Below are 13,190 nucleotides of genomic sequence, written 5' to 3'. Positions count from 1 at the left end.
TATATTGTTTCCAATCTAATAATATCTATTGTAATAAGTCATTATAGCATATAATTATGATTGAAAATGTGAAACTAACATATAAAAACTTGTAGTAAATGCTTTTTTAAACAAATACCACAAGTTTTTATTCATTTAATATGTGGGTCCATTAATGATTGATAAACACCATGCATTTTAAAAACATTGTTTTCCCATTTATATTCTAGACTTTTTTTTATCCCCTTTTTACAAAGTTTCTCTTTATAATTATGATTTATTAAACATTCTAATATGTTTTCTTTTATATAAACTTCATCATCTACATCTACTAATATAGCATAATCACCTATAATTTCATTAAATATCTTATTATTACTACATATAACAGGAGTTCCACAGGCCATAGCCTCTATAACCGATAAAGGAAACCCTTCATATAAAGATAAATTTATTAAACATTCACTAGAATTATAAAAATAAAGAGTATCTTGATAATCTATTGATCCTGTAAAAATAACATCATCTTGTATTTTTAAAAAACGTGCTAATGATTTTAGCTTTAGATAATATTCATATGCTTTTCCTTTATAATTTCCTATTATTACCAATTTCATATTTTTAGTTGCATTATAATACTTTATACTTTTAAAAACTTTTAATAGTACATGTAAATTTTTTCTTGGATGTATACTGCCTACATAAAGTAAAAATTCTCCATATATATTATAGTTCTTTTTAATAAATTCTTTAGTTATATTACTATCTATACTTCTAAAATAATTAGAACATCCAGGATATATTACTTGAATTTTTTTATTATCCACATGAAAATATTCAATAATCTGATCTTTTATAAATTTTGAAACAGCAATAATTTTATCAGAATTTTCTATAGCTATAGGCATTGAATTCATAAATTTCTCATAATACGGTTTATCTGTATAACTCATATTAAAAATAGGAAGTAAATCATATATTGTACTAACATATTTACATTTTTTATTATAAGGGATACTAAATCCATTGTTTATAGAATGAAATATATTTATGTCATTTTCTTCTATATAATTTTCTAATATATTGTAATCATTAGTTAATCTATTTAAATTTAAATAGATTAACTTATTTTCCAGGTATTTCTTCTCTTCTTTATCATTATCCCAAATAAGATTATACTTCAATTCTGGATATATCTTTGTTAAATTTTTTAGGAATTCATAAGTATATGAACATAGGCTCGTTCCTTGAAGCATATTTAGACCTATTCCATCGATACACACCTTCATAAAATCACCTCATAAAAATTCAGCATCTATATTAACTAAAGGTTTAAATTTATCTTGATTGTTATTGATCCTTTCATCACATATTCCTACTTCCTTTATAATATCTTCATTTAATTTTTCTTTTTCATAATTATCTTCTATAAAACTATCTGTTTTATAGTTGACCTCTACCAAATATACAATATGGCTATACAACTTTCTTCCCTCAATCAAGTCAAAATAAGCATCTATTATCTTTATATATACACTTGCTACCTCCTTGCCCTCCGGCATCTCAACAAAAGTATTATATGGTAATTTTAAATCTAATACATTAGCTTTTTGATATCGACCTTTATCACAATAAATTATTTTTATTTTTTTAAATCCATCAATTATAACTATGTTACCTATAGGAATATTTACATTTCTTTTTGCTGTTACTTTTACGTCTAATACTATTTGATATATACTCTTAATATTAGAGTTGCTTCTAGGAATAAATATATTTTCCACTTCTGAATATTCAATAACCTGTCCATTTTGTATTTTTTTAGGAAGTTGATCTTCTGGAGTTATACCAACTACATCTATATGATTCCTAATAATACCCATATAATAATATTTCTCCTTTTTATTAAGCTACATCAATAATATATTTATTAACCTTATCATTTATTTATTCATATAATATTTTCAAAAATAATATTTGTAATTTTATATTATTTTTTTACTTCATTCTAATATAAATAAAGTATTGTGTATATTTTTTGTAACTTTCTATATTAAATACTAATTTAATCCTATATTGCATAAATTTAATTGATAGCTAATAAAATTTAATTTTTATAGGAGGTTTTTATGGGTGCACGATTAGTAAAATTTGATATTTGTCCAAAAGAAAATGAGCAACTAGAAGTTACGGTTAAAGTTCCTGAAGAAAAAAGAAGTGTTGTACATGGTATAGTAAAAGATCATAACGATAATGTTGTTAAAGATGCTGTAGTTAAATTATTTGAACTTGTAAATCCATGCAATCCTTGTTCAGCTAAACCATTAACACATACATTTACTGATGAATGTGGGCAATTTCTTTTTGGTCCTCTTTGCGCCGATACACATTATTTAATAAAAATATGGTATGATTGCGTTAAAATTAAACCTATAGTCATAAAACCTGATCCATGCGATACCGATTGTCTTCATCATAGTCAAATAAATAATGATAGCTGTATAACTGAATAGGAGTCAATCAATTTTATCCGATTTCTAACCATTCTAATACTTCTATCTTCTTTAAAGTAGGAGTATTAGAATGGTACTACCATGAATAACAGTTTCTCCTAAAGAATAACAACTTCTAAGGAGTAAAATGCCTAAGAATTCTGTTAATAAACTTTCACATAGAGTAAAACTCCACCTAAAGCCAAGAACCATGTTTATTTTAATAGTAAACAATTAATACTATACACTAATTAAATGGGACTTTCTTTATAATATGGGAAAGCTCTAACTTTAAAAGCAGTTAATACAATTTAAATTGTTCATTAACTGCTTTTTATTATTATTGAAAAAATTTCATTACATATTTGAATTTTTACTTATGCAATTTCCACGTTATTTTAAAAAATTGATAATTTTTATAACAATGTCTAGAATTATTTTAATGATTTCTAATCTATTTTTGGCCTATAGTAAATATAACTATTTAAAGCTGTACTATTAGTTAATTGTTCTTTATTATTTGTTTGTAAATCTATAGAATATACATTATAATATCCTAATTCATTAGATGTATAGTATATTTTTCTAGAATCTATCTTCCAAGTATAATCACATATTTTAATATACCTACTATAATAACAAGTAATACATTTAATGATTTCAGTATTTCTATCAAATACATATATATTTAATATATCATTTTTCTTTCCTATAAAACTAATGTATCTACCATTAGGAGAAATTTTAATCTTTTTTTTTCTAATAATATCTTCTCTATCTATTATTAACTTTGCTTTACCTGTACTAACATCTATAATATATATATAATCTACATTTCCCCCTTTACCAAATACATAGGTAATCTCTTTACCATCCTGTGAACAATTAAATTCTTTTATATATCCACATTTAGTAATCTTTTTTGTATTTTGTCCTTCAATATCTATGCTCCATATATCAGATATATTAGAAGTTGATTTTAAAAATAATATATTATTTTCAGATAAACTTTTTGGGCTTAAACTCATACTAAGTCCATCTCCAAAAGTTAATTGTTTGTATTTTAAAGTATTTAAATCTATTAAGTATAAATCTTTTTTGTTATTCAAAGTTGATGATATTACTACTTTATTTGTCCCTTTTATCCAACAATACTCATTAATATTATTAAAATTAGGTGAATTTAAAATTTTCTCAGTCATCAATTCTCTAAAATTTATTACATAAAATCTACACATATTATGTTGTCTTAAAAGAAATGCTATATAATTTCCATTCGGAGACCAAGTTGGTTTTATTATCTTAGCATTATCATATTTAGCCATTTCAATACTATAGCTACCATCATCATACATTATATACATTTTACTTGAATCATCATTTTCACATTCACAACAGCATATTTCATAAGTAGGTATTGTGTTTATAGTAACTTTAAGAAATATATTTATAAATATATAATTACTTGAATTTATTACTGATACATATTCTATTTCTGCATTATATCGTAATAATTTATTTTTAACCAATTTTTTAGGATCTGTTCCCTCTATTAATTCTGGAATAACCACGTGGACACATTTATATAATTGATTTTCTATAACATGTACAGATTTTTCATTATTATCTGCTTCATAAAGTATTTTTTGCCTTATTTTAATAATCGCAACAACTGCTTTACCAGATAAAAATTGACTTTCATATGATTTACCTACTATAGTATCAATTATTTTAAAATAAATAACTTCTGATTCATTAATTGTTGAAAGCACATTTTTAACTAGCGGCTTCTTACAATCAATTTGTAACTGTTCTCCTATACTACAATTTTTAAAAAAATCATGTTTAGTATAGTTTGCCTTATCTTTAACTGCAATTAAATCATCAATATTTTTTGCTAAATTTATCTTATTATAATTATCATTTAAATCATAAATTCTATCAATTACATTCAACAATATTACAGCATTATGTAGTATTTTCCTTTCGTTAATTTGTTTTACTAATGCATACTCAGCATTAGCTATCACCTTTATTTGTAATATGTCACACTTTTGATTTTCTATCATTACATGATTAGAAAAATTTTTTTCAAACTCTATTGTATTAATAACTTGGCTTTCCTCTGTAGTTTCATACTCTACCCTATATCTTATTTTTCCATTAACTATAATTTTTTTTCCACTAAGACGTTGCCCTTCTATAGACATCCCTATTATTGTGTCAATTATAAATTTATCTATTATTTCAACATCTACTACTACATTTAGTATTTTTTCAATATTCATTTTATTTAAAGGTAGATCAAATGTATCTTGTATACAAAATTGCTTAAATGCCTTGGGATTATTCCAAAATTTACTGGAGTCATTTATAATTTCTACAAATTCTTTATAATTGTTTTTCACTCTATACCCTCCCCACCATATAAAACTATATATTTTTTCTTATACACTATATATATTCATATTTACCATAAAAAAGTAATATTAATTTCAAATAGCTGTTTAAACTATTTAACAACCATACTTTTTCATTTTAAATGGTATAAATATATTTACAAAAAAACTCCAATCAGAGTTAATTTCCAATTGGAGTTCATAATCTATATAATTTATCCTACAACTCATATGTTGCCCTTATTATAAAAGTTATATTTTTAAATATAGTTCTCTTATTTACAAGCTTAGTATAAATATCTTCTACTACTCCTTCTACCTTAATAGAAGTACCTTCTACATAATTTTTAGGAAGTACAATAAAACTACTAAATGGAACTCTAGAGTGCGCTGCATGTACTGACTGCTCTTTATCACAAGCTACATACTCAACCTTTTGATTTAATACCCCCTCAACTATTAGTTTAAATCCTGTTAGTTTTTGTCCTTCTAATGATGTTATTACAGGAGTTTTTATAACTTTTGTATCTGTTATTTCAATATTAACAAGAGTATTTAAAATTTCTTCCATATCTGGCTTTTGACATGGAATTTTTATATATTCTTCTCTACTTAATTGTTTGAATGCAGATGGGGAAACTGTAGTTATTACTTTATTTGTAGTTATTGTATTTGTCTCAATTAGTCCATTTTGTACTGTTTCTATTTCATAACTTAATGCAGCAGTATTAACAAACTTTAGTAAACATGGTGTACAAATTACAGTTGCTCTAAAATTTATATTTAAAATTTGTCCTGGTAATATATTTTCAAGATTAATTCCATTATTAGGGTTGGCATTTGTATCTAAAATACCATTTATGCTAAAACTCCCATCAACAAAAGAAAGACATTCTGGAACTAAATCTTTTAATATAGGGTTTTTAAGTTCAACTGCTCCAATATTATTAATAATAATACTATAAGTTATTTCTTCCGTAACAGCTATATTATATTTATCTGCAGATTTTAATAAATCTATCGCTGCTATATTTATATTAAATGGATTACTTTCATAGGTTATAGGTATCATTGTTCCACTTAATATTGAAGTTGCTTGAGCAATATTTACTAATTGTACTGAAGTAGTTTTTTCATCAACTAATACATCATATTTAACTTTTGTTGTTGCCAATGGAGGTATATCAGGAATAGGCACTCCTACATTAGGATCTTTCCCTAGTTGTAACTTATCTTCTAAAAAAAAACTGTCTTTGATAAAAGTAGTTCCTTTTGGTATTATATCTGTAAATGTTATATTTGTTTCGCTAAAAGTGTCATCTGTATTATTTATCGTAACTTGATAGGTTACTATATCCCCTGGCAAAACATTAACTTTATCTGCAGTTTTGGTTAATACTACTGCCATATATACACTTCCTTTCTTTAAAATATAACTTGATTTTTTAACTCATAAATATCTATCTTTATTTTCTAAATACAGCATCAACAAAGATTGTTACATTTTTAAATATATTTCTACAATCTATCATTTCAGCATATATATCTTCTATATATACATTAACACTCATTTTATTTCTTCTAACAAGTTCACATACATCTGTTCCATCTATTTCACAAGGTACAACTATAAATACACTCTTATATTGTGATTCATACTCTGCTACATGAACTGATTGTGTTGGCTCATCTGCCACATATTTAACTTTTTCATGAAGTTTAAGCTCTATTATAAGCTTACATCCTGAAAGCTTTTGCCCTTCATCGGATATTCCTTTTTCTGTTTCTACTACTCTAGTTGAAATTACCTCTGCTTCTACCATAACTCCTAACAATTGCTCTATATCTGGTTTTTGCATTGGTATTACCAAATTTTCCTGTACTGTTAATTCCTTAAAATATTTAGGGCTCGTTGGTAAAGTATCAGCAATACCTATATATTCAACTAAATTTCTCATTATTTTTGCCATATATATCACCCTTTCTTATTCTTAACAAAATTCAACTGCTAATAATAAAGTTATATTTTTAAATATACACCTTTTATCTAATTGTTCTACATATATATCTTCTAAAAATGGTGTTACAGTTACCGGTGTACCCATAACAAAATCCTCTGGCAATACCACAAAAGTACTAAAAGGCACACTAAAATGTGCAGCATGAGATGGTTGTTCTGGAAGATCAGCTACATATTGAACCTTTTGATTTACCTTTCCCTCTATTACAAGCTTCCAACCAGTCAAAACTTGACCTTCAAGAGAGGTTCCTACTGGAGTTCTTATTGCCCTTGTGCTTTTAATTTCTACATCTGCAATTACTTTTAAAATTTGTTCTATATCTGGTTTTGTAATTGGTAAACATGCAGTTTCTTCTATATTAAATTGTTTAAATGCTGACACATTTTCTGGTATACAATTTGAATTTATTCCTTCTATCTCAATGAAATTTCTCATTACACTGGCCATAAAATTATACCCCCTATAAAATTCAAATATTTTACTATAATACATATGACTCTAATTTATAATATTCATATTATTTATGAATGTTTACATAAAAATTTATTTTTATATAATTCTTTTCTTTATACCATTTTTATTAATGTGAATATTAAACTAATTAGATTTCTTATAAAAGCCTCAACTAGATCTAAAAAACTAGTTGAAGCTTTTTTAATTATTCCTTTAACAGTACAGTTTATCTATTTTACAATTAAAATTTTGCAAGTATCATAAATGTTATATTCTTAAATACAGTTCTCTTATTTACAAGTTTACTGTAAATATCCTCTACTACAGCTTCTATCTCTATATTAGTACCCTCTACATAACTTTCTGGTAATATTATAAATGTGCTAAACGGTACTCTAAAGTGTGCTGCGTGTACTGACTGCTTCTCATCACAAGCTATATATTCAACCTTTTGGTTTAGTACTCCTTCAACTATCAATTTAAAGCCTGTTAAATTTTGTCCTTCTAAAGATGTTATTATAGGAGTTTTTATCACCTTTGTATTTGTTATTTCAATATCCACTACTGTATTTAAAATTTCTTCTGCATCTGGTTTTTGAACTGGTATTTTAACATATTCTTCTCTGCTTAATTGTTTAAAGCTTGTTGGTCCTATATCTATTATTGAACTATTACTTTCTACAGTTTCTTCTATAATATTATCTCCAAGTACATAATTAAAACTTACAAAAGCTTTGTTTAATATTCTTGGTGGACATGGTACAAAATCAACTTTAACCTTAAAGCCTACTTTTACTGTTTCACCTGGATCAAGAGTTCCTAAATTAATGCCTGTACTTGGATTTTCACCAGCTAGATTACCATTTATTGTTACACTATCTGGCACAAAACTTGTTCCATCTGGTATTGGATCAGTAAATACCACATCATTTACAGGTATTGTTGAAGAATTCGTTATTATAACAGTATAAGTTATTGTATCTCCTTTTATTACAAAAGTCTTATCTGCTGATTTTAATACATCAACTTGAACTATTTCAACCTGTGTTACCACTTCATTACTTGTATCTGATTTTTCAATCGGTGGTCTAGTAGGATCAACTATAAAATTGTAATCAACTACTGCCACATTCACAACCTGTGGTGGTGTTGGACGTAATTCAATTTTAACAGTAAAGCTTACTAATACAGTTTCCCCTGGATTTATTGTTCCAATATTAAATCCAGCCTCTGGATTTGCGCCTACATCTGGCATTCCATTAATAGTTACACTTCCTGATACAAAACTAGTTCCTTGTGGTATTTGATCTTTGAACACTACATTATTAGCAGGTACATTCCCAGTATTTTTAATAGTTACTATATAGGTTAAAGTATCTCCTACTAAAGCTGCAGACTTATCTACGGATTTTACTACTTCTAATTTAGCTACTTTAACTTCCACATCAACTGTTGATTTATTATTTGTTGGATCTGGATCTTCAGTATCTGAACTTATACTTGCTGTATTTCTAACTGTTCCAATAGCAGTTTCACTTATAGTTCCACGTATTAAAATAGTAGCTGTTGTTCCTGCTGCTATTGTTCCTATATTATAAGGACTTACCCATGGACTCCAGGTTACTCCTCCATCTATTGAAAACTCTGGATTTAAAATTTGTGGTGGAACTACATCTGTTAATATTACATTTTGTGCATCTGATGGTCCTGCATTTGTTACATCTATTGTATAAGTTACAACATCTCCTGTAGTAAAATTATTAGCATTAGCTGTTTTAACTACTGATACATCTGCTAAAGTATCTATTGGTGTTACTATTGTTGTTTCATTGTTTGTTGGATCTGGATCTGGTGTTGTGCTATCTACTCTTGCTGTATTTGTTATTGTTCCCATGCATGATGGATCTACTGTTCCCCTTATTAATACTGTTACACATTGTCCTGCTGGTATTGTGCCTAGATTTACTGACCCTGTCCATACTAGCCAGGTTACTCCTCCATCTAGTGAATACTCTGGATTTAACAAACATGCTGGCACTGCATCTGTTAATATTACACTTTGTGCATCTGATGGTCCTGCGTTACATGCTGTAATTGTATAGGTTGCCTCTTCTCCTGCTACTACTGGATCTGGATTTACTGTTTTAGTTATAGATAAATCTGCTGAAGTATCTATTGGGGTTACTATTGTTGTTTCATTATTTGTTGGATCTGGATCTGGTGTTGTGCTATCTACTCTTGCTGTATTTGTTATTGTTCCCATGCATGATGGATCTACTGTTCCTCTTATTAATACTGTTACACATTGCCCTGCTGGTATTGTGCCTAGATTTACTGATCCTGTCCATGCTGCCCAGGTTACTCCTCCATCTAGTGAATACTCTGGATTTAACAAACATGCTGGTATTACATCTGTTAACGTTACACTTTGTGCATCTGATGGGCCTGCGTTACATGCTGTAATTGTATAAATTGCCTCTTCTCCTGCCACTACTGGATCTGGATTTACTGTTTTAGTTATAGATAAATCTGCCGAAGTATCTATTGGGGTTACTATTGTTGTTTCATTGTTTGTTGGATCTGGATCTGGTGTTGTACTATCTACTCTTGCTGTATTTGTTATCGCTCCAGTACATGATGGATCTACGGTTCCTCTTATTAATACTGTTACACATTGTCCTGCTGGTATTGTGCCTAGATTTACTGACCCTGTCCATGCGGCCCAGGTTATTCCTCCATCTAGTGAATACTCTGGATTTAACAAACATGCTGGCACTACATCTGTTAATATTACATTTTGTGCATCGGATGGTCCTGCGTTACATGCTGTAATTGTATAGGTTGCCTCTTCTCCTGCCACTACTGGATCTGGATCTACTGTTTTAGTTATAGATAAATCTGCTAAAGTATCTATTGGTGTTACTATTGTTGTTTCATTGTTTGTTGGATCTGGATCTGGTGTTGTACTATCTACTCTTGCTGTATTGGTTATTGTTCCGGTACATGATGGGTCTACAGTTCCTCTTATTAATACTGTTACACATTGTCCTGCTGGTATTGTGCCTAGATTTACTGACCCTGTCCATGCTGCCCAGATTATTCCTCCATCTAGTGAATACTCTGGATTTAATATACATGCTGGTATTGCATCTGTTAATATTACATCCAATGCATCTGATGGTCCTGCGTTACATGCTGTAATTGTATAGGTTGCTAGCTGTCCTGCTACTACTGGATCTGGATCTACTGTTTTAGTTATAGATAGGTCTGCTGAAGTATCTATTTGTGTTACTATTGTTGTTTCATTATTTGTTGGATCTGGATCCGGTGTTGTGCTATCTACTCTTGCTGTATTTGTTATTGTTCCTGTGCAAGATGGATCTACTGTTCCTCTTATTAATATAGTAACTGTAGCTCCCGCCGCCATTGTTCCTATAACATAAGGACTCACCCATGGATTCCAAGTTAATCCTCCATCTAGTGAAAATTCTGGGTTTAGTATACATGCTGGTATTACATCTGTTAATGTTACATTTAATGCATCGGATGGTCCTGCATTGTTTACTGTAATTGTATAGGTGGCTTGTTCTCCTGCTACTACTGGGTCTGGATTTACTGTTTTAGTTATAGATAGGTCTGCTGAAGTATCTATTTGTGTTACTATTGTTGAAGTATTATTAGTTGGATCCGGGTCTAGCACATCTGAACTTACTGTTGCTGTATTAGTTATTGTTCCTGTACATGATGGATCTACTGTTCCTCTTATTAATACAGTAACTGTACCTCCCGCTACTATTGTGCCTATATTATAAGGACTTACCCATGGATTCCAAGTTAATCCTCCATCTATTGAGAATTCTGGATTTAAAATACATGCTGGTATTACATCTGTTAATATTACATTTGTTGCATCGGATGGTCCTGCATTAGATACTGTAATTGTATATATGGCTTGATTTCCTGCTACTACTGGGTCTGGATTTACTGTTTTAACTACAGATATATCTGCCACTGGATCTATTTGTAAATAATAATCTTCAACTTCCCCATCTGATGCTGGGCCTATACTTCTTGTATCTTCATCTGTTGGTGAAGGATTTTGATTTATTAACTCATCTGTTGTAAGTCTAACTCTTACAAAAGTATGATCTGGAGTTAAAGTAACACCTACAGGTACTGTAAAGTTTAATACTATTTGTTGCACTCCTGGAGCTGATGGTACTACTACAACTGGTGCTGCTTCATTTCCCTGGAATACACCGTCTTTATTAAAATCTATCCATCCATATACATTGGCTGGCAATCCTGTATTATTTACCACATCTACTGTTAAGGAGTAAGTGGTGTCTGTTACTAATAAAGGTGTAAGTGGTAAAGTAACACCATCATCTTGTATACCCTGTGGTATATCATCTCCTGTAGCATCTGTAGTTAAATTTGCATAAGCATCTGGTTCACCTGTTACTTGAGTTCCTAAAGTTAATTGATTTATTATTTGATGTCTAGGTCCATTATTAGCAAGTAATGTGTTATAATCATCTGGTCCAGTTCCTGGTGTTGGATCCGGTGCATCACCAAAATCTATTTCAAGTAATGCATTAGCACATGCAGCCCCATCATTTCCAGTTGTTTGTACAGCTTCAGAAAATTCTTCACCTGTTGCATTGTTTCCTGAAATTGTTATACGATAAACTAATCCTGTACCGTTGCTTATAGCATATAAAGTTCCCGATGCATCTATAAAAGTAGCACCATAGAAAGCTCCAGCTGGTACCCCTACTGTTGTTAAATTGGTAACATTACCAGTAGACGGATCTACTCTTACTACAATTCCAGTATTGGTTACACCATATAATTGTCCATCAATTGGGTTCCATGACCAATCTGCTATTGGAGTAGAAGCTATTGGTACAGTATTTATAACCTGACCAAAAGTAGGAGAGTTTTGATTTACATCAATCTCATAAAAAGTTGTTGAACCATTTGCATATGCATACATACGCCCTTGATTATCTATATCCCCTGTTGTATAAACAACGCCTGCTGGTAATCCTGTAATAGGTCCAAAATTTGTTATGCTTCCATCCTGTGCAACTCTTATTAAATTATTAGAACCATCTTCTATACCATATATCATATTATCTAAAACATTATATCCTATAGAATTCATAGCAATTCCCATATCTGGATTTATAACAGTCAAATTACCTGTTACTAAATTTATTTCTAAAAATTGACTATTTGCACCTGGAGCAGGTATAGCAACTTGATATCCAATAGCTATACAAGTAAAAGTTTGTGGATTGTCATGACCATAATCTCTTCCATTAATAATGACATTATTATCTATCTGGGTTTGAGTTACATTTATTGTTTCTGTTCTAAAGGTACTAGAATTTGTAAAGCCTGCTGGTTGTCCAAAAGTTGTTGGTGGACAAGTAGCTCCCGGATCTACAGCAGTTTCATAAACAGTATAATTACCTGCTACAATAAGATTTGAAAAAGTATATATTCCAGATGCATTTGTTTGTACTGTTGTACATACTCCATTAGGATCACGTATAACCACATAGGCATTAGGTATCCCTGGTTCACCTGGATCTAATACCCCATTATGATTTAAATCATCAAAGACTATTCCTGTAATTGTTGCAGCCATAAAATTTCCTCCATTCTAATATTTTTCATCATTTAAATGAAATTTTTATAACTAATTTAAAATCTTTTCATTTCCAATTTATTAGTAAAATATATGATTTTAGTATTTATTTTCTTTATACATATACCTCAAATATAAATTTTTGTATCAAAATTTTGGTGTTTTATTTACTTATTAGTTATTAATT

Annotated in this window: 8 protein-coding genes; 1 reads left to right on the top strand and 7 read right to left on the bottom strand. The window is 29.2% G+C overall.

Features of this window, described 5'->3' with window-relative positions; all coding sequences use genetic code 11:
• Nucleotides 1-131 precede the first annotated feature (131 nt).
• Both OW729_RS10115 and OW729_RS10110 read right to left on the bottom strand, forming a co-directional pair.
• Nucleotides 132-1,268 carry a glycosyltransferase family 4 protein gene (locus tag OW729_RS10115; protein ID WP_268061383.1) on the bottom strand — a complete coding sequence of 379 codons (1,137 nt, stop codon included), beginning with the start codon at nucleotides 1,266-1,268 and terminating at the stop codon, nucleotides 132-134.
• Nucleotides 1,269-1,277: 9 nt separating this feature from the next.
• On the bottom strand, nucleotides 1,278-1,862 hold the full coding sequence (locus tag OW729_RS10110) for a hypothetical protein (protein ID WP_268061382.1): 585 nt from the start codon (nucleotides 1,860-1,862) through the stop codon (nucleotides 1,278-1,280).
• 246 nt (nucleotides 1,863-2,108) lie between these two features.
• Between OW729_RS10110 and OW729_RS10105 the strand changes: the two genes are divergently transcribed.
• Nucleotides 2,109-2,492, top strand: a complete 384-nt coding sequence (locus OW729_RS10105) for a carboxypeptidase regulatory-like domain-containing protein (protein WP_268061381.1) — start codon at nucleotides 2,109-2,111, stop codon at nucleotides 2,490-2,492.
• A gap of 428 nt (nucleotides 2,493-2,920) precedes the next feature.
• Here OW729_RS10105 and OW729_RS10100 read toward each other — a convergent pair whose 3' ends face one another.
• From OW729_RS10100 to OW729_RS10080, 5 genes are all read right to left on the bottom strand, one after another.
• Complete coding sequence (locus OW729_RS10100) at nucleotides 2,921-4,879, bottom strand: hypothetical protein (RefSeq protein WP_268061380.1); 1,959 nt, start codon at nucleotides 4,877-4,879, stop codon at nucleotides 2,921-2,923.
• Nucleotides 4,880-5,090: 211 nt separating this feature from the next.
• Nucleotides 5,091-6,278, bottom strand: a complete 1,188-nt coding sequence (locus tag OW729_RS10095; protein ID WP_268061379.1) for an SPOCS domain-containing protein — start codon at nucleotides 6,276-6,278, stop codon at nucleotides 5,091-5,093.
• A gap of 58 nt (nucleotides 6,279-6,336) precedes the next feature.
• Nucleotides 6,337-6,840, bottom strand: a complete 504-nt coding sequence (locus OW729_RS10090) for a hypothetical protein (protein WP_268061378.1) — start codon at nucleotides 6,838-6,840, stop codon at nucleotides 6,337-6,339.
• Nucleotides 6,841-6,861: 21 nt separating this feature from the next.
• Nucleotides 6,862-7,338 carry a DUF3794 domain-containing protein gene (locus tag OW729_RS10085; RefSeq protein ID WP_268061377.1) on the bottom strand — a complete coding sequence of 159 codons (477 nt, stop codon included), beginning with the start codon at nucleotides 7,336-7,338 and terminating at the stop codon, nucleotides 6,862-6,864.
• 247 nt (nucleotides 7,339-7,585) lie between these two features.
• Nucleotides 7,586-13,003 (bottom strand): DUF6923 family protein, encoded by a 5,418-nt coding sequence (locus OW729_RS10080; RefSeq protein ID WP_268061376.1) that lies wholly within the window; start codon nucleotides 13,001-13,003, stop codon nucleotides 7,586-7,588.
• Nucleotides 13,004-13,190 lie beyond the last annotated feature (187 nt).

Origin of the sequence: Clostridium brassicae (assembly GCF_026738875.1) — a bacterium.
GTDB classification, from domain to species: Bacteria; Bacillota; Clostridia; order Clostridiales; family Clostridiaceae; genus Clostridium_H; species Clostridium_H brassicae.
Note: the sequence above shows the minus strand (reverse complement) of the source record. Positions and strands in the feature narration are given on the sequence as shown.

Coding starts and splice junctions, on each gene's coding strand:
- OW729_RS10095 (WP_268061379.1), bottom strand. CDS start 6,278: ATGGCAGTAGTATTAACCAAAACTGCAGATAAAGTTAATGTTTTGCCA.
- OW729_RS10115 (WP_268061383.1), bottom strand. CDS start 1,268: ATGAAGGTGTGTATCGATGGAATAGGTCTAAATATGCTTCAAGGAACG.
- OW729_RS10105 (WP_268061381.1), top strand. CDS start 2,109: ATGGGTGCACGATTAGTAAAATTTGATATTTGTCCAAAAGAAAATGAG.
- OW729_RS10080 (WP_268061376.1), bottom strand. CDS start 13,003: ATGGCTGCAACAATTACAGGAATAGTCTTTGATGATTTAAATCATAAT.
- OW729_RS10090 (WP_268061378.1), bottom strand. CDS start 6,840: ATGGCAAAAATAATGAGAAATTTAGTTGAATATATAGGTATTGCTGAT.
- OW729_RS10110 (WP_268061382.1), bottom strand. CDS start 1,862: ATGGGTATTATTAGGAATCATATAGATGTAGTTGGTATAACTCCAGAA.
- OW729_RS10085 (WP_268061377.1), bottom strand. CDS start 7,338: ATGGCCAGTGTAATGAGAAATTTCATTGAGATAGAAGGAATAAATTCA.